At 27.9% G+C, this 24,379-nt stretch carries 33 protein-coding genes; 13 read left to right on the top strand and 20 right to left on the bottom strand.

Annotated features, from left to right (window positions below; genetic code table 11):
• From pilM to EU95_RS03100, 8 genes are all read right to left on the bottom strand, one after another.
• On the bottom strand, positions 1–1,638 hold a 1,638-nt coding region (gene pilM / locus EU95_RS0109065), incomplete at its 3' end, for a pilus assembly protein PilM (protein ID WP_032522470.1).
• A gap of 21 nt (positions 1,639–1,659) precedes the next feature.
• Positions 1,660–2,193: a hypothetical protein gene (locus EU95_RS03075; RefSeq protein WP_032522469.1), complete on the bottom strand. Its 534-nt coding sequence runs from the start codon at positions 2,191–2,193 to the stop codon at positions 1,660–1,662.
• A complete protein-coding gene (locus tag EU95_RS03080; RefSeq protein WP_032522468.1) occupies positions 2,194–2,403 on the bottom strand; it encodes a hypothetical protein in 210 nt (69 codons plus the stop codon).
• Positions 2,400–2,831 carry a hypothetical protein gene (locus tag EU95_RS03085; protein ID WP_032522467.1) on the bottom strand — a complete coding sequence of 144 codons (432 nt, stop codon included), beginning with the start codon at positions 2,829–2,831 and terminating at the stop codon, positions 2,400–2,402. The genes EU95_RS03080 and EU95_RS03085 overlap by 4 nt, the downstream gene beginning before the upstream one ends.
• A gap of 37 nt (positions 2,832–2,868) precedes the next feature.
• Positions 2,869–3,528: a hypothetical protein gene (locus EU95_RS03090; protein WP_032522466.1), complete on the bottom strand. Its 660-nt coding sequence runs from the start codon at positions 3,526–3,528 to the stop codon at positions 2,869–2,871.
• 1 nt (position 3,529) lies between these two features.
• Entirely contained in the window at positions 3,530–4,225 is a 696-nt protein-coding gene (locus tag EU95_RS03095; RefSeq protein ID WP_032522465.1) for a PilN domain-containing protein, read from the bottom strand.
• A gap of 25 nt (positions 4,226–4,250) precedes the next feature.
• Positions 4,251–6,071: a type II secretion system protein GspD gene (locus EU95_RS0109060; protein WP_206537479.1), complete on the bottom strand. Its 1,821-nt coding sequence runs from the start codon at positions 6,069–6,071 to the stop codon at positions 4,251–4,253.
• A 130-nt stretch (positions 6,072–6,201) separates the two neighbouring features.
• Entirely contained in the window at positions 6,202–6,510 is a 309-nt protein-coding gene (locus EU95_RS03100) for a hypothetical protein (protein ID WP_158462210.1), read from the bottom strand.
• A 297-nt stretch (positions 6,511–6,807) separates the two neighbouring features.
• Here EU95_RS03100 and EU95_RS03105 point away from each other — a divergent pair, with 297 nt between their 5' ends.
• Positions 6,808–7,077: a hypothetical protein gene (locus EU95_RS03105; RefSeq protein ID WP_032522463.1), complete on the top strand. Its 270-nt coding sequence runs from the start codon at positions 6,808–6,810 to the stop codon at positions 7,075–7,077.
• Between the two features lie 706 nt (positions 7,078–7,783).
• Here EU95_RS03105 and EU95_RS03110 read toward each other — a convergent pair.
• The 3 genes from EU95_RS03110 to EU95_RS03115 all read right to left on the bottom strand — a co-directional run bounded on the left by EU95_RS03110 (position 7,784) and on the right by EU95_RS03115 (position 9,819).
• Positions 7,784–8,071 carry a photosystem II reaction center protein PsbN gene (locus EU95_RS03110; RefSeq protein ID WP_032522461.1) on the bottom strand — a complete coding sequence of 96 codons (288 nt, stop codon included), beginning with the start codon at positions 8,069–8,071 and terminating at the stop codon, positions 7,784–7,786.
• A 1,202-nt stretch (positions 8,072–9,273) separates the two neighbouring features.
• Positions 9,274–9,450: a hypothetical protein gene (locus tag EU95_RS09995; RefSeq protein ID WP_193742491.1), complete on the bottom strand. Its 177-nt coding sequence runs from the start codon at positions 9,448–9,450 to the stop codon at positions 9,274–9,276.
• A gap of 159 nt (positions 9,451–9,609) precedes the next feature.
• Positions 9,610–9,819 carry a hypothetical protein gene (locus EU95_RS03115; protein ID WP_032522459.1) on the bottom strand — a complete coding sequence of 70 codons (210 nt, stop codon included), beginning with the start codon at positions 9,817–9,819 and terminating at the stop codon, positions 9,610–9,612.
• 368 nt (positions 9,820–10,187) lie between these two features.
• Here EU95_RS03115 and EU95_RS03120 point away from each other — a divergent pair, with 368 nt between their 5' ends.
• The 6 genes from EU95_RS03120 to EU95_RS03145 are packed head-to-tail and all read left to right on the top strand — an operon-like array spanning position 10,188 to position 16,239.
• A complete protein-coding gene (locus EU95_RS03120; RefSeq protein ID WP_032522458.1) occupies positions 10,188–10,718 on the top strand; it encodes a DUF2231 domain-containing protein in 531 nt (176 codons plus the stop codon).
• On the top strand, positions 10,715–11,392 hold the full coding sequence (locus EU95_RS03125) for a DUF2231 domain-containing protein (RefSeq protein WP_032522457.1): 678 nt from the start codon (positions 10,715–10,717) through the stop codon (positions 11,390–11,392). The genes EU95_RS03120 and EU95_RS03125 overlap by 4 nt, the downstream gene beginning before the upstream one ends.
• Positions 11,389–12,324 carry a cytochrome c oxidase subunit II gene (locus tag EU95_RS03130; RefSeq protein ID WP_032522456.1) on the top strand — a complete coding sequence of 312 codons (936 nt, stop codon included), beginning with the start codon at positions 11,389–11,391 and terminating at the stop codon, positions 12,322–12,324. The genes EU95_RS03125 and EU95_RS03130 overlap by 4 nt, the downstream gene beginning before the upstream one ends.
• Before the next feature lie 8 nt (positions 12,325–12,332).
• Positions 12,333–14,024, top strand: coding sequence for a cytochrome c oxidase subunit I (locus EU95_RS03135; RefSeq protein WP_032522476.1), 1,692 nt, complete (start codon positions 12,333–12,335; stop codon positions 14,022–14,024).
• A 3-nt stretch (positions 14,025–14,027) separates the two neighbouring features.
• A complete protein-coding gene (locus EU95_RS03140) occupies positions 14,028–14,624 on the top strand; it encodes a cytochrome c oxidase subunit 3 (RefSeq protein WP_032522455.1) in 597 nt (198 codons plus the stop codon).
• 46 nt (positions 14,625–14,670) lie between these two features.
• Complete coding sequence (locus tag EU95_RS03145; protein WP_032522454.1) at positions 14,671–16,239, top strand: GMC oxidoreductase; 1,569 nt, start codon at positions 14,671–14,673, stop codon at positions 16,237–16,239.
• Between the two features lie 72 nt (positions 16,240–16,311).
• On the opposite strand, the gene EU95_RS10110 is transcribed toward EU95_RS03145, so the two are convergent.
• Positions 16,312–16,524, bottom strand: a complete 213-nt coding sequence (locus EU95_RS10110; RefSeq protein ID WP_241466732.1) for a hypothetical protein — start codon at positions 16,522–16,524, stop codon at positions 16,312–16,314.
• A 454-nt stretch (positions 16,525–16,978) separates the two neighbouring features.
• Positions 16,979–17,152 carry a hypothetical protein gene (locus EU95_RS09990; protein WP_193742490.1) on the bottom strand — a complete coding sequence of 58 codons (174 nt, stop codon included), beginning with the start codon at positions 17,150–17,152 and terminating at the stop codon, positions 16,979–16,981.
• A gap of 1,096 nt (positions 17,153–18,248) precedes the next feature.
• Here EU95_RS09990 and petP point away from each other — a divergent pair.
• Positions 18,249–18,677: a cytochrome b6-f complex subunit PetP gene (gene petP / locus EU95_RS03160; protein WP_032522452.1), complete on the top strand. Its 429-nt coding sequence runs from the start codon at positions 18,249–18,251 to the stop codon at positions 18,675–18,677.
• Between the two features lie 484 nt (positions 18,678–19,161).
• Here the strand turns inward: petP and EU95_RS03165 are convergent, their stop codons facing one another.
• Positions 19,162–19,347, bottom strand: coding sequence for a hypothetical protein (locus EU95_RS03165; RefSeq protein WP_032522451.1), 186 nt, complete (start codon positions 19,345–19,347; stop codon positions 19,162–19,164).
• A gap of 122 nt (positions 19,348–19,469) precedes the next feature.
• Here EU95_RS03165 and EU95_RS03170 point away from each other — a divergent pair, with 122 nt between their 5' ends.
• Positions 19,470–19,706: a hypothetical protein gene (locus EU95_RS03170; RefSeq protein WP_032522450.1), complete on the top strand. Its 237-nt coding sequence runs from the start codon at positions 19,470–19,472 to the stop codon at positions 19,704–19,706.
• A gap of 71 nt (positions 19,707–19,777) precedes the next feature.
• On the opposite strand, the gene EU95_RS03175 is transcribed toward EU95_RS03170, so the two are convergent.
• Positions 19,778–20,158: a hypothetical protein gene (locus EU95_RS03175; protein WP_241466731.1), complete on the bottom strand. Its 381-nt coding sequence runs from the start codon at positions 20,156–20,158 to the stop codon at positions 19,778–19,780.
• Complete coding sequence (locus EU95_RS03180; RefSeq protein ID WP_032522448.1) at positions 20,121–20,462, bottom strand: DUF1330 domain-containing protein; 342 nt, start codon at positions 20,460–20,462, stop codon at positions 20,121–20,123. The genes EU95_RS03175 and EU95_RS03180 overlap by 38 nt, the downstream gene beginning before the upstream one ends.
• A 652-nt stretch (positions 20,463–21,114) precedes the next feature.
• Here EU95_RS03180 and EU95_RS09985 point away from each other — a divergent pair.
• A complete protein-coding gene (locus EU95_RS09985; RefSeq protein ID WP_193742489.1) occupies positions 21,115–21,264 on the top strand; it encodes a hypothetical protein in 150 nt (49 codons plus the stop codon).
• A gap of 101 nt (positions 21,265–21,365) precedes the next feature.
• Here the strand turns inward: EU95_RS09985 and EU95_RS03185 are convergent, their stop codons facing one another.
• Both EU95_RS03185 and EU95_RS0109045 read right to left on the bottom strand, forming a co-directional pair.
• On the bottom strand, positions 21,366–21,545 hold the full coding sequence (locus EU95_RS03185) for a hypothetical protein (protein ID WP_032522447.1): 180 nt from the start codon (positions 21,543–21,545) through the stop codon (positions 21,366–21,368).
• A 163-nt stretch (positions 21,546–21,708) separates the two neighbouring features.
• Positions 21,709–21,816 (bottom strand): high light inducible protein, encoded by a 108-nt coding sequence (locus tag EU95_RS0109045; RefSeq protein ID WP_032522446.1) that lies wholly within the window; start codon positions 21,814–21,816, stop codon positions 21,709–21,711.
• Positions 21,817–22,248: 432 nt separating this feature from the next.
• Here EU95_RS0109045 and EU95_RS10305 point away from each other — a divergent pair, with 432 nt between their 5' ends.
• Positions 22,249–22,632 (top strand): hypothetical protein, encoded by a 384-nt coding sequence (locus tag EU95_RS10305; protein ID WP_342665521.1) that lies wholly within the window; start codon positions 22,249–22,251, stop codon positions 22,630–22,632.
• A 6-nt stretch (positions 22,633–22,638) separates the two neighbouring features.
• Complete coding sequence (locus EU95_RS10300; protein WP_342665522.1) at positions 22,639–22,848, top strand: PAP/fibrillin family protein; 210 nt, start codon at positions 22,639–22,641, stop codon at positions 22,846–22,848.
• Between the two features lie 84 nt (positions 22,849–22,932).
• On the opposite strand, the gene psaC is transcribed toward EU95_RS10300, so the two are convergent.
• Positions 22,933–23,178 (bottom strand): photosystem I iron-sulfur center protein PsaC, encoded by a 246-nt coding sequence (gene psaC, locus EU95_RS0109035; RefSeq protein WP_007099573.1) that lies wholly within the window; start codon positions 23,176–23,178, stop codon positions 22,933–22,935.
• Positions 23,179–23,660: 482 nt separating this feature from the next.
• On the opposite strand from psaC, the gene EU95_RS09650 reads away from it, so the two are divergent.
• Positions 23,661–23,846: a hypothetical protein gene (locus EU95_RS09650; RefSeq protein WP_158462209.1), complete on the top strand. Its 186-nt coding sequence runs from the start codon at positions 23,661–23,663 to the stop codon at positions 23,844–23,846.
• Positions 23,847–24,001: 155 nt separating this feature from the next.
• Here EU95_RS09650 and EU95_RS03190 read toward each other — a convergent pair whose 3' ends face one another.
• Positions 24,002–24,340 (bottom strand): DUF3303 domain-containing protein, encoded by a 339-nt coding sequence (locus EU95_RS03190; protein WP_032522445.1) that lies wholly within the window; start codon positions 24,338–24,340, stop codon positions 24,002–24,004.
• Positions 24,341–24,379 lie beyond the last annotated feature (39 nt).

The following is a 24,379-nucleotide window of genomic DNA, read 5'->3' as shown; positions in this document are numbered from 1 at the left end:
CTTTTCTTCACTCTTAGTTTTTGTTTCAAACTTTTCTTTTATTTTTAAATTCGGTAATGGTGGTAATTCTTTTTTCTTTTCTTCACTCTTGGTTTTTGTTTCAAACTTTTCTTTTATTTTTAAATTCGGTAATGGTGGTAATTCTTTTTTCTTTTCTTCACTCTTGGTTTTTGTTTCAAACTTTTCTTTTATTTTTAAATTCGGTAATGGTGGTAATTCTTTTTTCTTTTCTTCACTCTTGGTTTTTGTTTCAACCTTTTCTTTTATCTTAGTATTGTCGGCGCTTAATTTATTTAGAGAATTCATTAAGTTAGTGATAGTATAATTTTCATTATTTTTACTTTCTTTATTATTCTTACTTTCTTTATTATTCTTACTTTCTTTATTATTCTTACTTTCTTTATTATTCTTACTTTCTTCAATTTTTTTACTTTCTTCTTTTTTAAAATCTTTAAAGTAAAAATCTTTGATTATAAATTCCCTATTTAAAGTGTCATCGGCGAAACTTATATCCTTTATTAAACTTAAGCCTAATCCTACAATTCTCGACATAGAAAATTGATTAATTTCATCAGGGTTGTATGTAAATTCTTTGAGAAGATTATTATTTATGGGAGATATTAGAGCAACATCCATCATTAAATGTTTACCAATCAACTCCACAAGATTCTGATGTTGACTATTTCTTCCAGATAAAAATATTTTTCCTTTTTTATTTAAATTATTATCTCTTAAGAAACTATTAAAAGATTCCTTTATTTCTCTTAATAAGACTTTCAAATCAAGTTTTGATAGTGCATGGTAATTTTCCGATTTATTTTTATCTTTTGAATTAATACTCTTATCATTAATAGAAGTATTAATTTTCTTCATTTCCTCTATGGAAGGATATTTTTTTATAGAAGCTAATCTTTTAATAAATAAAGGACCTGATCTATCAAAAATTACAAATTGCGAAAATTCATCCAGTAAATCTATTGAAATTATCAATTCTTCTTCCTTTAAATCATTTATTTCAAACTTTAATAAGTTAGCGATGCACATATGACTCATTTGAATAGAACATATTTCTAGATTTGCATTTTTTATTGATTCAAGGACGATATCTAGATTTTTTTTAGGTATTGAAGTTAAAAAATATTTATTAAAAAATTTATCTTTAAATTCTTTTTTAGGCAGGTTAGTTAAATTAATTTCAAAATCCGAGTTTTCTAAAGATATAGGTATTTGAATTCCAGAATTAGGATTCTCTAAAAAGCTAGTAGAATTATTTTCCTCTATATCTTCTGGGATTTCAATTAATCTGGTATAGCAAGTATCTGAAGGGAGAACAACTGCAACTCTATTCGTATAAAATTTATTTTCATTCATAATTCCTTTTAGAAAAAAACCAAAATTTACCGGATCAGTTGGTATTGACTTATCTAACGCTTCTTCTGGAAGAGATTGCCTTAAAATTTTTTTAATGTAAAGTTTATTTTTTTGAGATTTAGCAAGCCCTATATTTATAAAATCACTTCCTATTTCAAGCAAAATAATTTTACTACTAATTTTCTTTAAAACTTCAAGAAAAATTTCCTTGAGGTCTTCAACTTGATATTCGCTTAATTTTTTCTTAGTTGTTTTTGCAGAGTTCATAATTTTCAAAAAGTATTAGGTCTAAAAAATAACCTCCTTACAAAAAGGTTTTGGTCTACAAAATATCCGCCGTACAGGAGTTGAATTAATTGAGACGCCATTCTCTGGTTTGGAATATAAAATATAAATTCCTGGTTTGCCACCATTAGAAAGTTCTGAGTAATTACTCTCTGATAGAGAAGTTGATTTAATACATATTTTATATGATTTAGGTATTGCTTTAGTATCAATTGATGGAATATTCCATTCCATTGAGGGTAAAGATGAGCACTCAAGATTTGTGATGAAGCTTTTATCAATTCCAGGCTCAGAAAGAATATCTATAATAGAATCAATAGTTTTATTTATTTGAGCATGATCATTTAATTTATCACTAAATTCTTTTTCAGCTGAAATATATTCCTCTTTTGCTTCTTCATTCAAAGGTTGAAAGAACCTTGAAGTATAAGTAGTAACCATAACTGTTATTCCAGTAAATGCTGCCAAAAGCAAAACTGCTAAAACTAATTCTGGAAGAGTCATACCTTCATTTTTTAATTCTTTTTTATTCATCATTTATTCATCAAATTTTAATGATTTTATGTCCTGATTAAGATTGTCAATATCTACATCATTAAATCCTGCAGTTTTTAAGATTCGCTTTTCTTCATTTGTAAGAGGATATTTTCCAGCATTAATTAAGGCTTTATCAGTAAAATTTATTGCGATAAGCATAGCTACAGTAACTGCAGACATTATTACAGATCCAATCAATGAAGAGATCATTTATTTACCTCATATGGACAGAATGTTTCATCTTTCAGATAACATGAAAACAGATTAAAAGATCCTAAATTATTTTTCTTTATTATAACTCTATGATTAATATCCTTATTTACTAAGACGCAGCTACCAAGAAATAAGGAATTTGATGAAGGCGTTTGTGTCCCAGAAGATAAAAAAACTTCTCCATTTTCATATAAAGTTTCACTTAATTTTTCCTTGATATATGAGCAAACATCTACATCAGGACCCGAATAATTATTTAAAATTTCCAAAATCTTTCTATCATAAATTGGCAAATCTGATTGAATATAATCACTTTCTTTAAAAGTGCTTAAAAACATCAAATTATTAATATTATTTCCAATCTTCATCATTGCTGAGATACCTGAAATCATTGCCAAGCCAAGTACAAAGTATAAAAAATTCATAGTAAATTAAAGAAATAAACTAATCAAAATACTTAAGTTAATTTTTACCATAGAATATTGTTCTAAGATTAACTTCTAGCATTTTACTAGTTTTTTTAATTACCCCATCATCATTATCCTGATAATTCAAACTCAGAGTAATATTATCTAACAAAACAGCATTATCTCTATATTCTAGATCTCTTAAAAAAGAAAGTAAATTTACAAAATCCGTATTGAAAGTAAAATCTATTAGATATTTTTTTACCCCTTCAACTAATAATGGATCATTTTCTAAATCGGTTTGATTAGAATTGGTACTTAATTGTTCTTGTGTATTATTTTCATCAGCAATGACTACTTCTTGAGGAGCTATAGATAAAAACTCAATATTATTTTTCCTCCCTAGTTTTCCTAATTCGGCTAATAAAGTATCTAAATTTGATCTCCCAGTAATTAGCTCTATTATTTTTGTTTTTTCCTTATTTAATTTCTCAAATTTATTATTAATTATTTTATATTGAGATTTTAAGTTATCTAATTCATTCTTTTTTTTAATTAAACCATTTAATTCAAAATTAACCTCATTTGATTTAAAGTATTGTGGAATTACAAAAAAGACAATCAATAAGATTGATATTCCCGAAGATATAAAAACTGGTATAAATGAAGCAGCTTTTTCTGGAGTTATTAAATTTTTTCTTTCTTTATTAAACATATTATTTTTTTGTTAATGGTTCTTCAATATCCTTCAAAAGATTTAACCTATTAGATAATCCATAAGACCCTAGTTTGATTAAATATTTTTCATTAATTTCTCTATAATTTTTTGAAACTTTGGTTCTTATATCAACTAGATAACTTATTGCTTCAGAATTTCTTTCCGAAACACTTATTTCTTTTAAATCGATATCTTCAAATTTAATCAAATTGGATTTACTTAAATTTAATAAGAAAGCATTGAGCGTATTCAAATATTCATCATTGGATAATTTTGCTTTTATAATCAAAGAATCATCCTCAGAAGAAAACTCTAAAAGTTGGATATCTTTTGGAATAATTAAAGTTATTTCCTTTAATAAAGCAGAACTTGAACTGATATCCATAATTGAATTTTTAAGGTCATTATTAAATTTTGAAATATCTTTAAGTTGTATTGATTCTCGATCTAGTTTCTTTTCAAGAAAATCATATTCATCACTAAAAATTTTTATTTTATCTTTTTTATTTTCTATAATCTTAGTTCTTAAAATGAAAGGGATCCCTAGAATTAGAGAAATAGCTATTAAAATTAAGCCAGAAAAAATTCCATTTTTAATAAATTGCTTAGTATCAACAAAATATGGATCAAATAATTTATTAACTTTCCTTCTTTTTCGAAGTAAATCAATTTGTTTAAAGTTATTTTTAACCATTTAATAATCTAGCTTGGAATTAAAGTCATTTATCTTTAAGGATTTTTGGAGTGACTAAAATAATTAATTCACTTTTTCTTTTTTGAGTTGAATTATTTCTAAACAGGCTTCCAAGAAGGGGGATATCTCCCAAAATAGGAACTTTAGAGGTTGTTATATTATCAGCGTCTTGAAGAACCCCAGTAAGAATTAATGTATCTCCATTTCTGACTCTAATAGAACCTGTATCTAATTGCCTAACGCTCAATGTATTTTGTATACCACAACCCGAAATCTCAACTGATCTTGTGACTGAAGAGATTGCAGGGCTTAAGGCAAAGGTTACAAAACCATTATCGTCGATCTTATCAACCTTTGCTCCAAAAGTAATGCCAGCAGTTCCTTCCTCTGCTGTACATGTAACTACTCCATCATCATTACTTTGAGTGAATCCGGTAACCACTGTTTCACCAACTTTTATAAATCCCTCATTTTTATAAGGCCTACCAATTGATGCCGAATCAAGTCCCTCATCTACTGAAGCAGCTCCAGAAGACAGAATATTTGGATTCTCACCAAGAATCAAAGTTGGAGAAGCTAAAATCTTTGCATTTTCGTTAACTATTTTAGCCTCTAACCAATTCATAATATTGCCCTCAGGAACAGGAATGATATCGCCAGGATTTAAAGTTTTTATATTCTCAGACCCTAAAGGTTCAAAAGGATCCATATTTCCAGTAACCAAACTTAGCCCGCTGTTATTAATAATCCTTGTTTCACCAGTTCTAAGTTCAAAAATATTATTTTTAATATCATTTTTTGTTAATGTGACATCAATTATTTTAATGTTTAATGCTACTTGTCTATGTCTAACATCTAATGATTTTAAATATTTTTCTGCAGTTTTAATAAGATCTTTTGAACCTATTAAAGTAATAGTTTGCAATCTTAAATCTGCTGTTCCTATTAATCCTGATAGTGGTCCTCCTTTTATTCCATATGAATTTATAGCATCATCATTAATTTCTTTTTTATTTACGAAACTATCTCCAACTTCAGTTCCCTCTATTGAACCACTTATTAACATTACCTTTGAAATTTGAGCTCCAAGAGTAGATAAATAATCTGCAACTGAGGCAGCATTTACTTGATTAAGTCGATAAGTTTTTGAGACTTTTGGTCTTAAACTCTTAGTTAATATATCTTTCCCCACAAAGATTATGTTATTCTCTAAGATTGCCTGTAAATCTGCAGAAAGCAAAACACTATTAAACGCATCTGAAATATCTACGTCATTAAAAGTTGCACTAATTTTAGATCCACCTGAATTCTCATTATTTTCTGAAATATTATTATCAACAATAACTATTCCATAGTTACCTAATTTACCAATTAATTTTAATGTCTCAATGGGATCTGCTGATTTAAGATTTAAGGTAATCTGAGGTCCCTTTAAATTTAAATATCCTCTTGATGGAACTTTAAATTGACTACTTGAGATAATACTTCGAGAAGGCAAAGGTAAATAATTTTTACTATTTTGTTCAGAATAGGTTTGAATTATTTCATTTCTTTCATTGGATTTATCATTAAAATTTTCGTCTTTTTTTTGTATTTGCTTAGATTTGATATCCTTTTTAATACCTTCATTTTTTAATAAATCATTATCATTATTTATTTCTTTCAATGGTTTAATTTGATTTACAAAAATGTCAGAATCGTTTGAATCGAAAGTTTCTTCTACAAATTTCTCTATCTCTTCAATTTCTTTAGTAGAAAAAGAATCTTCATCATTAATTTTTTCAGCAAATAAGTTCTTGAAATTTTTAATTCTCTTCTGATAATTGTTTCTATTTGAATTCTCCAAATCAATTTTCCTAAAATTAAAAGCATATGCATTAATTAGAAATTGATTCAGAATCAAGAATGAGAATATAGCAATTTTTATCTTTTTTATTTTTAAAAAATTTCCCATAATATAGTTAATCTTCTTCAACTCAATTTTCCACTAATACTTCTTTTTTAATTTTATAATTAGTTTGATTAATTGTCATATTATTTATTTTTAATATATATCCTTCTCTTATTGCATCTGAAGTATCAATTATTGATAAATCTGGGTAATTATTAATCAATGATTTTGGTGAATATAAGCCAAAAAAAGTTTTAAATTGGCCATCTAACCCATCGTATTCACTATAAGGGATGGAATATAATTTATAAATTTCTTCTAGTTCAGTTTCTTTTTGATTATTTTGAAACGCATATGATTTATTTCCTGACCCAAAAGCTTTTAGATTATTCATTAAAAAAATCATTATAAATATATATAAATATTTTTTAAATAATTCTTTATTACTTCCTTTTTTAAATGATTCCATTTTGGTTAGAATTTTGTAATTAAATAGAAAAATATTAATTTAATATTATTTTAGAACTTAGATAAAGTTTAAATTAAAAATAATTTAATTTTACCTAATTTTTGTTTACACAACATAACAATTTAGAAAATATGATGACCCATTTTTAATTCTTGAATCTCATTATTAAATTTATTCGAAGTTTTACCCAATTTATGTTTTATTTATATAATAATAAAAATTATGCGTAAGAAAAAGTCAATTATAAATTTTATTATTTATAGTTTGTATTTTTTTTCAGGTTTTTCAATTGGAATCATATTAATTTGGCCAGGTGTATTGAACTTTGAAAAAAGAAAGTGCTTCTTTAAGATAATCAAAGACGGTAGTGATGGGAAAGTATCAATTGGGACCATCTTAACTTTGGAACCTAAATCCCTTTTAAAAATAAGAAATGCAGAAAATAAATATAGTAAAATTCTATTAATAGGAGATCAATGTTTCCGAGAATAAATAAATGAAATTCATTTCTAAGTTAGATTTTCCGCAAAAAAGCATATTTGGATTCAAAATTTTATCATCACTCCAATCAACAGTATCCTGTTACATACTTTTATTTATAGGTAAAAATTTAAATCTATTATTTGGTAGTAGCAAAATAAATATAATTGCAGGATCTTCTTTTAATATTATTTTAAACTCAAGCGTAGTTATATTAATAATCAATTTAATTATTAGGAGAAAGCAGATAAAAAAAATTTATTTTTTATTTTTAAACTTTGCATTGTTTATTTATTTACCAATAGCATTTTACGAAATCTTTAGATATGCAAAGACTCTACTATTTTTCTTTTTTAAGTACACAAACCAGAACAACATTTTAGCGTATTTGGAAGGTGTAAGAATTTTATGAAAAACAAATAAAACTTTTCTCGATGAAGTTTCAAGTGCAGCTACTGCTAATGAAATCGCCTTAATAGCTTCACACTATGGATTTCAATTTACTAGTAAAGAATTAAAAGAAGTTTCTAAGAGCAAAATCGAGGGGGTAAATATTAAAATTCAAGATGCCACTCCATTTTATAATTTTGGTGAGGAGGGAAACTAAAAAAATTGATTAAGAAAAAAAAAGATAAATTTCATAAGCTCCATAATTCAATCCTGCTTACAAGGATGAGCATTCTACTTTTTTGAATTACTAAGCTTTTAATAATGATTTTCAGTTGATACTTTTGGACTGATTTTCATTTATGACTTTATTAACAGTAGAAGTTTTATTTTCCTTTTTTAGGACTTCTTTTAAATGAGTATGATTTGCTTCGCCTTTATTATGTCCATGAGCAATTCCAAGCTCATGCATCCTTGCATGTTCTTTAATAGTATCTCTTAATTCGCCGGATTTAGGTCCTATAGTAGTGTAAATACCATAACCAATCGCACCAAATAATAATAAACCAATGCTTCCTAATACAAAAAGGAGTGTAGGATCGCTATTAGCTGCAACCATATTAAAAATAAATAATTACATCAGACTTTAATGATTTATAAAAGAATTTTAAAGTAAATAAGTTATGAGTTAGGGATTTAAAAATTATTATTGTCTGTAGCAGTTGAGACATAATAAATATACAAAAGATAAAAAATTTTTTTTTACCTGATATAAAATGTTTAAAATTACTTTTTTATTATTTCAGACAGCTCAAACAAAATAGCGTTTATTCTTCTTTTACTTGGAGTTCTCGTTTATTACGGGTTAGTTATTAGTGGTAATAATCCGCTTTAAACTGAGGGGGAGGAATTAATTATCTAAGAATTTAAGACCCTCTAAAATTTAAGCAATTAGAATAACATTTCTCCATATTTAATAAGAGACTATAAGTTATTAAATCCCAAAAAAGAATCCGTCTTTTTGATAAGAAAATATAACTACAGATATACCTATTGAGATAAGAATAAATTTAAAAATACTATTTTGTAGTTTTTTTCTTAGTGTATTGGATCCTTCTGATGATTTCATAAATGATATTTAAAAAATTAAAAAACTTAATTTATATTTGGATGACTTGCTAAAAGATAGTTCAAAAATAATTAATCCTTTTTTGGTTTAGGTTTTAGACCAAAATCATTTTTACCTCTAACAAAGAAAGTAATTACCAATAAAAAAAAGCTTAAAATAGAAAGAGTTTCCATAATAAAATGATAATTTTTTACTTAGAAGTTTTTTGATCTTTTAATTGAGATTTACTTGATGAAATACCAAAATCATTGGATCCTAATTTCATAAAAGCAATAAAGGCAGCAAAAAAGCCCAAGACTGCAAAGAGATACATTTGTTTAATATAAAGAATGCATATGAGGACAATAAAAATATTTCCTAAAAGAGTCAAGGACAACTTTTACATAATAAATAGCTAAAAATACATCATTTACTTTTAAAAATTACTTATAAATAATTATTTGATAATGCTTAATGAACAAAATTTTATAATGTTAATAATTAGTCGAAGCTTCTCAAATGCAATTAATTAAAAGCCTTACTTTCCATTGTCTCAAACTTCATAGATTATAAATCTATAGTCAAAAAAGTTTGGGCAAAATCTAATGTAGGTACTAAAAAATCATCTACATAAAATGATATTAAAATAGAAAATTTTTAGCTAATAAAATATTAAAAAACTTGATTTGAATAAATTTTTTTAAATTTTTTATTTATAAAAATATTCCTTTACTTTGTATAAACATATGAAAAGCAGGATTATGAAGATATAGATCATAAGCAGCTTTCGCAAAGAAAATAATCAACCCTGAAACAACTAAAAAAATTATCTTATCTTTTGATACATTATCAAAATTTAATGTTTTTGCATTAAGTTTTTTTGCTTTCATAATTAAATTTGACTCTATTTATTTCATAGCAAAAATAACTAATAACATTTAAAAATAAATATTTTATTCAGGTTTTAAAGATTTTAACTAACTATTTTTATTATTTCTTTTATATTGACATGAATTCTTTGTCATATATAAGTAGCCCCTCATCCAAAATCATATTCCTTGAAAATCTGGGATTAAAATTCCTCCACCTAGATCATCATCATCATCATCTTTATCTTCATCTGAGAGGATTATTTCTCCAACCTTTAATCCAAGAAAAAGACAGAAAATCCATATAAAAATATCTCCTCCTGGTAAATTCATAACCCAACTAAGGATCAAACCAATTAATAAACCAATTCCAACAATAATAATTTCCAATATTTCGAAGTATATTTATTAAATTAATAAATTTAGTAAAAATGGTGTTGTAATCAAGTTATCAAAAGGATGTAATATTTAACTGATAAAAAATTTTTATTTGTTGATAAATTTTGGATCCTTTTTATATTATTAGACAATATATAATTATTTTTTGTTTTATTAATAAAAAATCTTTTAGTAGATAAATGATATATATCTGAGTGCAAAAAAGATTTTCAAATAAAGTTATATTTTCTGCATGCAATTTAATACATAAAAAGGTTTCGAAAATTATTGCTTATCTAAAAATTTACATATAAATTTGAAAAAGAAGCTATTTTCTATAGAAAATAAATTTCAAATATGAGCCTTCAATATTAGATTTTATGGGCAATATATTGATCAATACAATTGCATTATTTTCAAGTTTGCTTCCAGCCTTGAACGAAAAAAATCTCCCTTGGATTGATGTCATTCATCCTATTGTAGTTCATTTTGTAATTGCGATGGCTTTAGGTGCTGTTTTCTTTGATTTTGTTGGGATAATTTTCAAAAAACCTAATTTATTTGAAGTAAGTTTTTTAAATTTAACCGTTGCTACGATTGCTATTTTTATTGCTATTGTATTTGGTCAAATTGAAGCAGGGCTAAGTAATCCATATGGAATATCTAGAGATGTTTTGAACTACCACAGCACCATTGGATGGTCATTAGCTGGGGTACTTTCGGTTATCACAGGGTGGCGATATGTATCAAGACAAAGTAACCCTCAAGTTCTATCAAAAGGGTTTGTTTTTATAGATATTGTTTTAGCACTCTTAGTTTGTACGCAAGTTTATTTGGGGGATATGTTGGTTTGGATTTATGGATTGCACACAGTCCCCGTCGTTCAAGCTGTTAGGGATGGATTATTATGATAATTTTTAATCATAATTTTTCTTCTGAATTAAGTAGTTTGAAATGTTTTAACTACCTTTTCTGTCTTTTAATAAAATCACCAATTAGCGAAATATCAGACAAATTAGGGCCGAATGATTTGCCTTATAAAATTCCATTACATCCAAATCTTGTTCATTTAACTATAGGTTTATTTGCTATTGGAATATTCTTTGATATCGCAGGAGCTTTTTATCCTTTTGAAAAAAGAATTCTAAGATTTTTTGCTTTTCCTGTAACAAGAGTGGGATTTCATGATGTTGGTTGGTATAACGTTCTTGCCGCCTCGTTTATAACTTTCTTTACGGTTGCAACTGGTTTTTTTGAAATGTTACTTGCAGTTCCCATACCTGAAGTGAAAAGTATTTTAGGACAAAGTGCTATTTCTACTATGCTTTGGCATGCTGTTGGAGGAGTAGCTATTTTATTTATAATGATTTCAATGACTATATGGAGAGGTTATCAAAGATTTGTTTTTAGAAAAGATTTTGGAAGACAAGTCTCTTGGTCATATATATTTTTAGGTTCCGTAATCTTAGTTATTATGGGCCTCCATGGAAGTCTTGGAGCATGGCTTGCAAGCGACTTTGGAGTTCATATTACAGCTGATCAACTTCTTGTAAGAGGAGAAGATCTTAATCAAATATTCCAATGAATACTAAAATAAGAAGAATAAAGAAAAGTGGTTTTTCAAAAACTTATATAATAATTATTGCAGTAATACTAAACATCGGATTAAGTCTCTTAATGGGATATTGGTCCTATAGTTGGTTACCAATACAAGCTTCAGAAGCTTCACATTATGTAGATAATCTTTTTGCGTTTGAAACTACTATTGGTACTTTTATCTTTCTAGGATGTACAGGGACAATGGCTTGGATTTTAGTTTTCAATAGAGCCCCCAAGTATGATGAAAGTAATGGAGAACCTCTAGAGGGCAATCTAAAACTTGAAATTATTTGGACAATAGTTCCTCTTCTTTTAGTTTTGGGAATATCAACATACTCAACGAGGGTTAATTATAAACTTGAAAACTTAGGTTCAAAAATAAAATATGATTACGGAGCAGAAGTCCCTTTCGTTGAGGAAAAAAAAGTTTTTGATTATGGACCAATTGATGTGATTTCGAGGCAATGGAACTGGGAGTTCGTTTATCCAAATGGAATACATAGTTCTGAATTACATTTGCCAGTTGATAAAAAATCAAATTTTAGATTAATAACAGAAGATGTTATTCATAGCTTCTATGTCCCAGCATTTAGATTAAAGCAAGATATTATTCCTGGAAGTGTAATTACATATTCTCTAACACCAACTAAAGAGGGAGTATTTAGATTAAGAGATGCAATGTTTAGTGGCGCATATTTCTCAGAAAACCAAACAAATGTAATCGTAGAGTCTGAAGAAATTTTTTACAAATGGATTAAAGAGACTGTAAAAAAAGAACTTCAAAATGGATTAAATCCTGCTGGCAATTTGTACCAGAAAAGGCTAAGAAATGGTAATAGAGGTTGGGCAACAGTAAAACCCGCTCCTGATCCAAAAGTTAATGATGCCGGCATTGAATCACGGCCTCATGATAGTTGAAATCTGCAATGACAATCGTTAATTATGATCCAAGATTAGTTAAGAGTAAAAACCCTTATCCAAAGGGGCCAAATGATTGGAAAAGGTTTTTTAGTTTTAATACAGATGCCAAAGTAATTGGAATTCAATATATAGTCACAGCTCTATTTTTTTTATTAATAGGTGGTCTTTTAGCGATGTTGATTAGAGGAGAGTTAATAACACCTCCATCAGATCTTTTTGATCCAACCGTTTACAACGGTCTTTATACAATGCACGGAACAATAATGCTTTTTTTGTTCCTTTTCCCCATTTTGAGTGGTTTAACAAATTTATTAGTACCCCCGATGATAGGAGCGCCAGATATGGCTTTCCCAAAACTCAATGCTTTAGCATTTTGGCTAGTACCAGTTTTCTCAATAATACTTCTTTTAAGTTTCTTTGTTCCTGGTGGGCCAGCTTCTTCAGGTTGGTGGTCATATCCACCTATAAGTATTCAGAATCCTTTAGGGAAAATTATAAATGGTGAAATGTTATGGATAATAGCAATTTCATTATCTGGGATTTCTTCCATCATTGGAGCTGTCAACTTTGTCACCACAATAATAAGAATGCGTGCACCAGGAATGGGTTTTTTCAAAATGCCAATTTTTATTTGGACTGTCTTAGCTGCTCAATTATTGCAATTACTTGGATTGCCTGCCTTAACTGGTGGTGCGATAATGTTATTTTTTGATCTAACTTTTGGAACAAGTTTTTTCAGGATTGAGGGAGGAGGAGACCCCGTTTTATTTCAGCATTTTTTCTGGTTTTATTCTCATCCTGCTGTTTATGTGATGGTTCTCCCTGTCTTTGGGATATTTTCTGAACTTTTTCCTGTTTACTCAAGAAAACCTCTTTTTGGATATAAATTTGTTGCTGTAGCTTCTTTTGGGATAACTATTCTTTCTTTAGTTGTTTGGGTTCATCATATGTTTTATACAGGTACACCCATGTGGATGAGAAATTTATTTATGTTTACTACTATGCTCATCGCTGTCCCCACAGGTGTAAAAGTATTTGCATGGATAGCTACATTATGGGGCGGAAATATCAGATTAACTACACCGATGCTTTTTTGTTTGGGGGGATTATTTAATTTTATCTTTGGAGGTATTACTGGAGTAATGCTTGCAACAGTCCCAGTAGATATACATGTTGGAAATACATATTTTGTGGTTGCTCATTTTCACTATATTATTTTTAATACCATTGCTTTTGGAATATTTGCAGCTATCTATCACTGGTTCCCAAAATTTACAGGAAGGATGTTTTATGAAGGTTTAGGGAAAGTTCATTTTGCTCTTACTTTTATAGGAGCGACTTTAAATTGGTTACCACTTCATTGGGCTGGTTTATTGGGAATGCCTAGAAGAGTTGCATCATATGATCCTGAATTTGCAATATGGAATGTACTAGCGAGTATTGGAGCTTTTATTCTTGGCGTTGCCTCTATTCCTTTTATCTTGAATATGGTAAGTTCTTGGGTAAGAGGAAAATCAGCTCCTCCTAATCCTTGGAAAGCTATAGGTTTAGAATGGCTACTTCCCTCTCCACCTCCTCACGAAAATTTTGAAGAAGATATCCCAACAGTTTTAAATGAACCATATTGCTATGGCCTAGATAAACCATTTGTTGAAGATGAACAATTTTATATAGAAAAGTCCCTCAAAAAACATTAAAGAATGCTCACAGAAAACCAAGATTTAACTTTAAATCATAAGCCAGGTCATATAAAACATGACGGTCATAATATAACTGGATTTATTATTTTTTTATGTTCAGAAAGTATTATATTTTTTGCTTTTTTTGTAGGTTACAGCGTCCTTAAAATTAGTGCACCTGTATGGTACCCCGAAGGGATCAATGGGATTGATGTGAAAATGCCGCTTATAAATACCGTGATTTTAGTTTCTTCAAGTTTCGTAATTTACTTTGCAGAAAAATTTCTTCATAAGAAAAATCTTTGGGGTTTCAGAATCATTTGGTTCATAACAATGTTGATGGGAAGTTACTTTGTTTATGGTCAATACGTTGAGTGGTCTGAACTCTCTTTCAGTTTACAAAGTGGGGCATTTGGAGGAATGTTTTATTTACTTACTGGTTTCCATGGCCTACACGTAATTACAGGGATATTGCTAATGGGGCTTATGTTATTAAGATCATTTCTTCCAGATAATTATGAAGGCGGAGAGATGGGTGTTGAATCAGTAAGTCTTTTTTGGCATTTTGTTGATGTGATTTGGATTCTATTATTCGGTCTTATTTATTTGTGGCAATAAATTTAGTATTATTATTTTTAAATGAAAATTATAAAATTTTCAATATATGATTATTGATGATCATCATTATGATTTCATAATAATTGGAAGCGGTGCAGGTGGAGCGACTTTAGCCCGTCAATTATCAAGAGAGGGAAAATGGGTTCTCGTCCTAGAGAGGGGAGGTCAACTTCCTTTAGAAGAACAAAATATTGTAGGAACTGATTTATTTAGAAAAACAAGATATCACCCCAAAGGGGAAAATTGGCTTGGCCCTGATGGAGATCCTTTTGCTCCTCAAACAGTATATGCGTTAGGAGGAAACACCAAAATCTGGGGTGCCGTTTTAGAGAGGATGAGAACTGAAGATTTTGAAGAACTTGTTTTACAAGATGGTACTTCGCCATCGTGGCCCATATCATATGATGAACTTGAACCTTTTTATGGAAAAGCAGAAGAAATTTATAATGTAAAAGGTAGTCAAGGCATAGATAAAACAGAGCCTTACAGATCGAAGGGATATATAAAACCTCCAAAATCTATTGAACCTCTATTTAAGGAAATTGAAAATATTTTATTAGAAGAAGGATTTAATCCTTATTATTTACCTATCAGCTGGCCTGAAAATTCTCAAGATATTGATTTTGATAATTGTGCAATGTTTCAAAAAGGAGATTCTCAACTTTATGGCATTTATAATTCAAATCAAGATTTTCTTAAAATTAAAACTAACGCAAAAGTTTTAAAACTAGATGTAAACTCTTCCGGAAAATCAATTAAGGGCGTTGAGGCAGAGATAGATGGCGATAAATGGCTTTTCTCCTCAGATGTAGTTATTCTTGCAGCTGGAGCAATTAATACTCCAATAATTTTATTGAATTCAAAATCATCATCGCATCCTAATGGTTTAGGTAATAGTTCAAATATGGTTGGCAAAAATTTAATGAATATTCAAATGACTTGTATTCTTCAAAGAGCAAATAATCTCACAAGTGGATATTTTCCAAAATCTTTAGGATTAAATGATTTTTACTTTGGAGATAAGAATGTTAATTTCCCATTAGGTCATATTCAAACTGGAGGAGGTGTACTCAGAGATGCTTTTTTTGCGGAATCTCCCCCAGTACTATCTTTAATAACAAGATTTATACCTGACTTTGGATTAAAAAATTTAGCAAAAAGATCAATATCATGGTGGGCCATGACAGAAGTCTTACCTGATCCCGAAAACGCCGTAACTATTCAAAATAATAGGGTAAAAATTAATTACATACATAATAATCTTGAGGCACACGATCGACTTGTTTATAGGTGGCTCGATACTTTAAAAGTTATTGAAAATAATCCGCTTTCAGTTTCAATAACTCAAACACCTGCGCACCCCAGAGGATTAGCACCCCTAAGCATAGTTGGCTATTCCTGTGGTACTTGCAAAATGGGAAATGACCCAAAAACTTCAGTTGTTAATAAGAATGGGAAGTGTCATGACATTGATAATCTATATATTTCTGATGCAAGTATTTTCCCAAGTTGCCCAAGCATTGGTCATGGTTTAACCGTTATTGCTTTGTCACTCAAATTAGGAGATTATCTTACCTCTGGAAATCTTTATAAACCTTTAATATGCAGGCCTTAACAACCAATTTAACTAATTTTTAAAAATATCCATCAAAATAATAAATTTCAAGTTAATTATTAAATGTAAACTTTAAATAGATCCCACTAAAATTAACAAAAAACCTAAGAATACAGATACACCCATCATAGTAACCATTTTGTAAAACCAATTTGGGATCTTATTATTATGTAAATTCCAATATTCACTGTTTGTATCCATTATTTTTTCCATCCTCATAAGATTTTCTAGGATTTCAAAAATATTTTGGTAAGGTTTTAATGCTGTATAAATAAAATATTTCATAAGCATAATAATAAAAAATTTACTATCATTCTAACTAGGTATTTATACCCGTGAGTTTTTTGTATACTTATCACAATCTGATGTTTAATTTTATTATTTAATATCAAAATTAACCATGAAGTAATAAAAAATTCTTTTAAAAAATAATTAAATTTTTAGTTCCTATATTTATGCTTTTACGTACGAACCTTGGTTCCAGGCTTGATTTTTGATCACCTGCCAATTTCTTCATAAAAACTAGAACAAAATTTAACATCCCATTCAATTAAAAAAAATTTCCATTTTTTCTTCAACTAGGCTTATATGTATAAATGGATTTTTAGCATTAACATCTGGAAAATAAGTTAGATGTTTAACTTCATGAATTTTTCTAAATCATGATAAGTGCTTCACCTATCGACCCATTTGCAATTAACATAAATGCACATTTTTATATAATTAAATAAAGTTAATTTTAAAAATTATTAAATTTTTTATTTATAAATGCAGATTCAGTTTGAGATTTTATTTTATTCAAATAGTTTTGCTGAAATTTATTATTCCCTGTACATTGCATCCCAAAAAGCAGATTAATATCTATTTCATTAAATAAATTTTTATTTATTTGTCTATTTATTCTTTCTGTCATAAAGGTAATTTTTATAATGAATTACCAGCATGCCAAAGTGTTTTAATACTTTAAAGAGTAAAAATACTTATGTGTTAAATAAGTATTAATTAAGGTATATTCTGTATAATTCCAAAAAATCATTTTACATATATAACTATTTAATTTGATAATTTTAAAACAATAATTTTTAATAGTTTATAGATGTTAATTAAATCAAATTTTAAATATTTTTTCTAATTTTTCTTTAAAAGATGGTTCTGATAATTTATAAAGTTTCTTAAAAAATTTATAAACTTTATATCCAGCGAAGGGAATAAATATAGTTAATAAAATTACTCTAAAAGTTTCTGATTCCATTAGCGGTTCATCATAAAGATTGCAAACCCAGCGAAGCTAACTAATTTAGTAACTATAAAAAATGGAACTAACTTCTGAACTTTTAAACCGAAAGGTAGGATTTTATTAATGGCTTCCATTGCTTTTTTGTTGTTAGATCAAAACCCTAACAAATCATTCCAACAATTTTGATCTTGGTATAAATCAACTACTCAAAATGGTGACCTTGATCACTAAAATAATATTTTTGCAGCGGTATTCATTATTTATTTTTTTACAATTTATCCTCAGATTATATTTGATACTGGAAATTGGATTAACTTGTTTTTTTATTTCTTTTAAACCATTTGTTACTTTTAAATAAAAGAATAAATAGACCAATTAAAATTAGAAAGGCAAATCCATCTAAAAATATAATTAATTGTTCAGGTTCTCTCAAAAGATTTAAAAGTTTAGATTTCTTATATAACTCTCATAAGAAGAAGGTTTGCTATAGATTTTTTCTAAAAAATCTTTAGCATTATCTCTTTTCGAGACCAAGTTTCGATTGAAAAATAATATATATTTGAAAAGTTGAGAAATAAATCCAACTATTGCAAGATTTAGAAAAATGATTTGACAACTTTCCATCTTTATCAAGGTATTCTCATAACAAAATCTATAAATATTTTTTTGATCTGAAAAGTACAAATGATTCAAATTATTTAAAAGCCCTTACTTTTTTTATTGATATTTGATTCTCTATTTCATATTACAAATAAGTATAATTACTTAAAAAATGAAAATTTATGAAAGAGCGCAAATAGGGTCAAACGTTCAAATTAAAATTGATTTAGCCAAAAAAAGATTGGGGAAAGAAAGTATAAAAGCAATTGAGATTTCATCAATATGTCAAATAATTGATTTCAAAATCACCGATGGTAAAGGTATTGGCGTTATTTTAAAACTATCTAATGGAAAAGAGGAGTGGTTTTTTGAAGAAGAGATAGACATACTCAATGAAAACGGAGAAATTTTAGAAAATGCAGAAATAGAAGAGGAAATTGATTTACTGTTTGAAATTTTTAATTTCATTAAAGTAGTTACTTGGACTTTATTAGCACTAATTATTCCTACAGAATACAAATTAAAATCTAAAATAAGAGATCTTTTAAATCCTCTTAACTTTTTTAGTTGGTTATTAAATGCATTTAAAGATATTCAATAATATATTTTATGCTCTTTTACATTTTCTTAAAAAGCTTATAAAGTTTTAGATAAAAAGGAACTTTTATCTTTAATTTATATCAACTGTCAATCATATATTTTATCTTAATCTAAAATCTCTCTTTTATATTTCTCACTAAGTTCATCATTGCATTGAAAATCTTGAATTATTTTTACTATTTAATCGATAGCTTTTTCTTCATCATTTGAGGATTTCATCATCGAAAAGATTTGATTTTGAATTAGATTAAGTGTCCCAAGAATACAATCATTATTAGCTTATAAACATAGTCATAACTCATCTTAAAAAGTAAATAATCCCACCAACAAAAGTACTACCTACAAGTAGCAAAACCATAAGAAGAGCAATTAATTTAGGTAAACTTCCAATCATTTTTTAGAGGTCATTTTGAATGTTAAATATGCAAAGCCACCTAGTAATAACAAATTTATAACCGCATAAGTAATTGCTATTCCATACATAATTATTCTTCCGAGTTATATCTCAATATGGTTGCGATTGAACTCTTGTCGCTTGGTGAGAGCTCTTTATCTTCATATTTCCACTCAAACCAAGTAATACATTCATTTAACTTTGGATTTCCATTATAAGTTTTTTTCCAGTTTTGTATCCACTTAGCTAATGCATTAGCCCTATCAGAATTTAACATAGCGGTGTAAGTAGTAAGATTTTCATTTATTTCACCATAAAATAATTGGCTATTAAATGGTATAAATTTGGCTTGATTAGAAATTAGATTTATTTTAATGTCCTACAATTTAATAATTAAAAATGTTTGCAACAAATCAAGCTAAACAACCAGTTGAAGAACTGAAAAACAATACAAAAATTATTGACCCTTTCACCATATGGCTTATTAGGAGTGCATGTTTATTGATAATCATTGTTTTTAGTGGTCTTTTATTAGGTGTTCCTTTAGCAATATCAATTGGTCAGTCTTTATTTAATGACACACTTTTAAACGCTAAAGAAGTCTTGAGAAATCTTATTGAAACATCACTTGCCTGATTAACTGCATAGGTTAGAAATACATAAAGCTAGAGAAGCTAGAAATAGGAGTAGAAAGCATTTCATTTTTCTTATTTTATGCCTAAATATCTCTCGCAGTAATAGTTAGCTAACTCGCGATTATTATAATTTTTTATTTCCTTGAGATTAAGCTTCTTCATCGCTTCATCGCCTGTAAATTGGAAGCTTGAATTTAATTTTGCGCAGGTATCCTTTACTTTTGCTTCCTTATGAAAAGGGTTCCCTAAATAAAAAGCAAAAATGGATAAGAACAAACCAAAGGTTACGACCCTACGATGATTTCTCCACCATTCATAAGAGTTTAAGTTAAAAACTTTTTTTAATTCTTTTTTAGCCATACAAAAAGAGGTTTTTATCCCTCCAATTTTAGATCGACTGTCAATCTTTAAAAACTTACTTACCCATTGCTCTTCTAAGCTTTGCAGCTTCATCTAAACCTTCCATAATTGTAAACGTTGAATTTTCAGTAGCTTCTTTCCTTAGTTTTGAAAGTTCTTTATATTCTTCAGATTCATAAGCCTCAACGGCTGCCCTCATTGATGGAAATTCGCAAATAACGGCTAGGTTGGCATCTTCCGTATTTTCTTTTCCTTGTGGCTCTGTATCTTTAGCAAAGACTTCTCCATTAACTTCTTTTAGCCATGGAATAACTTTGCTTACATATTCATCAAATAATTGCTGATTTACTATTTTTGCCGTAGAAAGCCAGTAACCTTTAGCTCCTCTTTTATCCATTTAAAGTCCTAAATCTACCCATTAAATATATTAATGTTGTTGTTACTTTGTAAACCTGTTTGAGCGGTTATACATAGCCTTTTGATTAGTTAACCAAAATATTAAATAGAAGAAAAAAGCTGTTACTCCTACACCAATTAATGAACTAAAAAAAAATTTAGTATCAATATTATTTTCTGTAAACGCAAAAAATAAATGCATAACTATCAAATAAAAAGAAATCTACACCTATATAATTTTAATTTCTTTCTTTTTTATACCAATGTAATATCGTTTTTTACCAAAACATAGATAAAAGATAAAAAGTGATTTAGAAATGAGCCAATATAAGAACATAAAAACTATAAAAATATAATTTAAAGTAAACCTTCTTTAACTTTTTATATTTCTTCAAAACCAGCTAATTTCATAAGAACTTTTTACATTACTTTCAACACTTATTGCTTCCACGAGAGAGGAGAATAACTAGTTAGTCACAATAGATTAAACAATATGGATTAGTTGGATGTTCTTCGCATTCTCTAGTTCAGTAGTTAACCTTATTTTTCTTAGCATAATCAATGTCTCTTAAATTCTTTTTTAGGATTGTGAATTGATTGAATAGTTTTATTTAGACCTCCTAGATCTATGCCCATATTGTCCTCCTAATTTCTTGAAATTCATAGGGCGGTTTGATGAACTTTTAGGTTCGGAAAGAGGACCAAATTTTGAGACTATTATTAAATTGCCAGTCCTAGGACTAATACATGGTTGTCATGAGGCAGTTGCAGGGATACAACTGAAGCCAACCATAATTTATTAGAAATAAAATTAGCGGATAAGACACACTCATCGCAAATTGAAAATAAAAAAAGCTTGCCCAAATTATTAAAAGCAAGCTCGTGATAATTTTATATAAGTAAATTATGCTTGCAATCTACAATCAAGTTCTATTATTCCTTCATCCATTAAGCGACCAATTTTTAAAACTAGTGCCATATCTAACCTTGAAAATTCTGATTGATGATTTGTAATCCAATCCAATTCAGATAAAGTTATTACTCCAGTTGTATTTAATTTGAGAAAAAGAATTCCTAAATTCATATTTTTTGGAAATTAAAATTAGTTTTGTGAATCTTGTAGTTAGTATCGGCTTCAAGAAGAAATCGTTGAAATAAAAGATTTAAGTAAAATTAAAAAATTTTTTTAGATGATTCATAAGCCTTTAAAAGCTTTTCATAAAGTTCAAAAGAAATTGGTTTCATTTTTAAAAGATCCCAGGGATAATTTGCCCAGTTGAAACGTAAGCACCAACAGCTGCTACGAAGCCAAGCATTGCAGCCCATCCATTAAATCTTTCTGCTTTAGGAGTCATAATTTAAAATCAATAAATGCTAAGAAATATAACGAAAATATTAACCAATGTAAAGAGATTTATTGCATGAACCGGCATAAAGAGTAAAAAAGTACGCGTAACTGTTACATAAATGTATAATTCAATGTATTTAAGAAGATGATGGAATTATTTGCCTTTTCCTATTTGTCCAACCATAAATATCTATGTATACATGTATATAGTACTTTGGATAAGTTTTAGTTAAACTTTTAAGTCTCTCTTCAGTCATTTCCTTCTCTTCGGATAACTTAGCTACATAATGATGTACAACCGACCAAAAACTCAGTAGCTTATTGAAGTTATAGAATTGATTGCAATGTAGATTCCTTCAAACTCATCAAAAGGAATTTTCTTATTGACAATCAAGTCTGATTAGCAGAAATGAAAGTACTTAATCCTTAAGATGAAATAATGGAGACAGAACAAAAGCTAATAAAATTACTTTTTGATAAACCATATTCAAAGGATATTTTATTATTAACAGCAAAACTTGAAAGCAATTCAAATTTCATTCTTAGTAAAGATATTGAGAAATTGCAGGGAATATGGGAGTTAAGATGGAGCAGTTCTAATGCTCCATTCTTAAATTATTCGCCATTAGTAGATAATCTACAAATCTTGGATCCTTTAAAGTCAAGTGCCATGAACTTGCTTAAACCAAGAGGTATTAATTCAATTGTTGGGACTTGTATCATAGCCAAGTTAAAACCAATCAACGATATTGGAGTTGAAGTTCAATTTACTCATACAGGATTAATAGGTCCCCAAATAGGATTCAACAAAGTAAAAGCCTAAGCAGAAATAAAAAAAGAACAAAAAGGATGGTTAGATATTACCTACTTGAGTAATGATCTAAGAATATGCAGAGGTGATAAAGGGACGTTATTTATACTAAGGAAAAAGAGCGATGAAAAACTATTCAAAAGATTCCAAGGATTTATTGAAAAAATTAAAAAAAAAAAAAAAAAAAAAAAAAAGAACTTAGCATCAAATACTAAGGATAATTTTTAGAGCAATAAAAAATATTTTTAGTCAATCACAAATAATTTACTAGTTAAATGAGAAAAATTATTAATCAAAAAAATATTTAAAAGATTAATACGCTAACCCCATACTTCTAGAAGTTTCATCTCCAAGATAAACTCTAATACTTAAAAAATCAGTTGGGCACGCAGTTTCACATCTTTTACAACCAACACAATCTTCAGTTCTAGGAGAAGAAGCTATTTGACCTGCTTTACAACCATCCCAAGGAACCATTTCTAAAACATCAAGTGGACATGCTCTCACACATTGAGTGCATCCAATACAAGTATCATAGATTTTTACTGCGTGAGACAAAAAAAAACTAATTAAGTAAATTAAAACTAATTAATTTTTTTGTGAATCGAGATTATTAAATTTATTCATTTATATATATTAATAATTAATGTTTAATTATCTGCTATTGGATTTGTTTATTTTGTAAGAAATAAAAATATTTATAAAATTGGGAAAACAAATTATATGCTGAGAAAAATGAAATAATTAGATCCAGATGAATTATTAGGCTCGGTAGATTGTTTAAATTATTCAGTTAGAAAGGGAAGTTATTGATAGATTTTTAAGTAATTAAAACAATACATTTAAAGTGTTTAAATTTACTCTGTTATTGATCATTATTATCTACTTTTAGGTTTAATTAATTACATCATGAACATTCCTGATCAGCTATAAAGGAGTTAAAGATTAAATTACTATGACTCAATATATTTATGTTGATTTTATTTTAAGTATTTTTGGAGTTTGTTTATATATTTTAGGTTTAAAAAAAGTTTTGTTTAATGATCCAAAAAATCTTTCAGGAATTAAATAAAATGGTTAAGAAAAAAGGAATGTCAATTGAAACTGGAATTAAAAGACTTTCTATTTTGAAGGAAAAAGAATTGATATCAGACGAAATTTTCAATGATTCTAAAGAACTGTTATTAAAAAGTGAAATGGAAATTTTTAGGGAAAAAAGCTCTTGATTCGACGAATTTCTAAATAAACTATTTCATAGCTATTAGGATTAAAGAAAGAAATAAATTTTTTAACTTTTTAAGAAATATTTATGTCAATTAAAAAAAACTTTGGGAGGATAATTTTGAAATTTCTCAACAAAGTTTAGAATTTTAAACAATAATTAACCTGAGAATCCCATTCTCTGTTCTGCTGCCATTAATGAACCAACAAGCTTATGCTCAGCAACTTTTTCATCGTCAGTCATAACTGGCTTGATATCAAAATCTATATCAAACTTAACTTTCCAAGGAGCAAAGTGTTCTGTCATTTTTATACCTGCTGAAGCTTGAACAATAATATAAACATTATTTGAGTAGGAGGCATGATACCTTCCCAAAACCTTGAATCCTTCAAACTCATCATTTAAAGTTCCATCTTCAACAACCTTTAAAAAAAGATCGTAAGCTGCACCCATGAGAGCAACATTTTTAAAAGTAGCCGTTACAAAATAAGTATTCATTTGATTAAAAAATCTAAAATCATTTCTAAGATATAGTAT

The organism is Prochlorococcus marinus str. MIT 9201 (genome assembly GCF_000759955.1).
Taxonomy (GTDB): domain Bacteria; phylum Cyanobacteriota; class Cyanobacteriia; order PCC-6307; family Cyanobiaceae; genus Prochlorococcus_A; species Prochlorococcus_A marinus_G.
Note: the sequence above shows the minus strand (reverse complement) of the source record. Positions and strands in the feature narration are given on the sequence as shown.

Bases quoted from the DNA above. Each gene is read 5' to 3' on its own strand.
- EU95_RS03120 (WP_032522458.1), top strand. From the start codon at position 10,188: ATGGGCAATATATTGATCAATACAATTGCATTATTTTCAAGTTTGCTT.
- EU95_RS03135 (WP_032522476.1), top strand. From the start codon at position 12,333: ATGACAATCGTTAATTATGATCCAAGATTAGTTAAGAGTAAAAACCCT.
- EU95_RS10305 (WP_342665521.1), top strand. From the start codon at position 22,249: ATGGAGACAGAACAAAAGCTAATAAAATTACTTTTTGATAAACCATAT.
- EU95_RS03100 (WP_158462210.1), bottom strand. From the start codon at position 6,510: ATGAATAATCTAAAAGCTTTTGGGTCAGGAAATAAATCATATGCGTTT.
- EU95_RS03165 (WP_032522451.1), bottom strand. From the start codon at position 19,347: ATGTTAAATTCTGATAGGGCTAATGCATTAGCTAAGTGGATACAAAAC.
- EU95_RS03180 (WP_032522448.1), bottom strand. From the start codon at position 20,462: ATGGATAAAAGAGGAGCTAAAGGTTACTGGCTTTCTACGGCAAAAATA.
- EU95_RS03125 (WP_032522457.1), top strand. From the start codon at position 10,715: ATGATAATTTTTAATCATAATTTTTCTTCTGAATTAAGTAGTTTGAAA.
- EU95_RS09650 (WP_158462209.1), top strand. From the start codon at position 23,661: ATGATCCAAAAAATCTTTCAGGAATTAAATAAAATGGTTAAGAAAAAA.
- EU95_RS10110 (WP_241466732.1), bottom strand. From the start codon at position 16,524: ATGAAATATTTTATTTATACAGCATTAAAACCTTACCAAAATATTTTT.
- EU95_RS09995 (WP_193742491.1), bottom strand. From the start codon at position 9,450: ATGAAAGCAAAAAAACTTAATGCAAAAACATTAAATTTTGATAATGTA.
- EU95_RS09990 (WP_193742490.1), bottom strand. From the start codon at position 17,152: ATGACAGAAAGAATAAATAGACAAATAAATAAAAATTTATTTAATGAA.
- EU95_RS03145 (WP_032522454.1), top strand. From the start codon at position 14,671: ATGATTATTGATGATCATCATTATGATTTCATAATAATTGGAAGCGGT.
- EU95_RS03185 (WP_032522447.1), bottom strand. From the start codon at position 21,545: ATGAATTTAGGAATTCTTTTTCTCAAATTAAATACAACTGGAGTAATA.
- petP (WP_032522452.1), top strand. From the start codon at position 18,249: ATGAAAATTTATGAAAGAGCGCAAATAGGGTCAAACGTTCAAATTAAA.
- EU95_RS0109045 (WP_032522446.1), bottom strand. From the start codon at position 21,816: ATGACTCCTAAAGCAGAAAGATTTAATGGATGGGCTGCAATGCTTGGC.
- EU95_RS03105 (WP_032522463.1), top strand. From the start codon at position 6,808: ATGCGTAAGAAAAAGTCAATTATAAATTTTATTATTTATAGTTTGTAT.
- EU95_RS03130 (WP_032522456.1), top strand. From the start codon at position 11,389: ATGAATACTAAAATAAGAAGAATAAAGAAAAGTGGTTTTTCAAAAACT.
- EU95_RS03175 (WP_241466731.1), bottom strand. From the start codon at position 20,158: ATGAAGCTGCAAAGCTTAGAAGAGCAATGGGTAAGTAAGTTTTTAAAG.
- EU95_RS03090 (WP_032522466.1), bottom strand. From the start codon at position 3,528: ATGTTTAATAAAGAAAGAAAAAATTTAATAACTCCAGAAAAAGCTGCT.
- EU95_RS03085 (WP_032522467.1), bottom strand. From the start codon at position 2,831: ATGAATTTTTTATACTTTGTACTTGGCTTGGCAATGATTTCAGGTATC.
- EU95_RS03080 (WP_032522468.1), bottom strand. From the start codon at position 2,403: ATGATCTCTTCATTGATTGGATCTGTAATAATGTCTGCAGTTACTGTA.
- EU95_RS03140 (WP_032522455.1), top strand. From the start codon at position 14,028: ATGCTCACAGAAAACCAAGATTTAACTTTAAATCATAAGCCAGGTCAT.
- EU95_RS03190 (WP_032522445.1), bottom strand. From the start codon at position 24,340: ATGAATACTTATTTTGTAACGGCTACTTTTAAAAATGTTGCTCTCATG.
- EU95_RS03075 (WP_032522469.1), bottom strand. From the start codon at position 2,193: ATGATGAATAAAAAAGAATTAAAAAATGAAGGTATGACTCTTCCAGAA.
- EU95_RS03170 (WP_032522450.1), top strand. From the start codon at position 19,470: ATGTTTGCAACAAATCAAGCTAAACAACCAGTTGAAGAACTGAAAAAC.
- EU95_RS03110 (WP_032522461.1), bottom strand. From the start codon at position 8,071: ATGGTTGCAGCTAATAGCGATCCTACACTCCTTTTTGTATTAGGAAGC.
- EU95_RS03095 (WP_032522465.1), bottom strand. From the start codon at position 4,225: ATGGTTAAAAATAACTTTAAACAAATTGATTTACTTCGAAAAAGAAGG.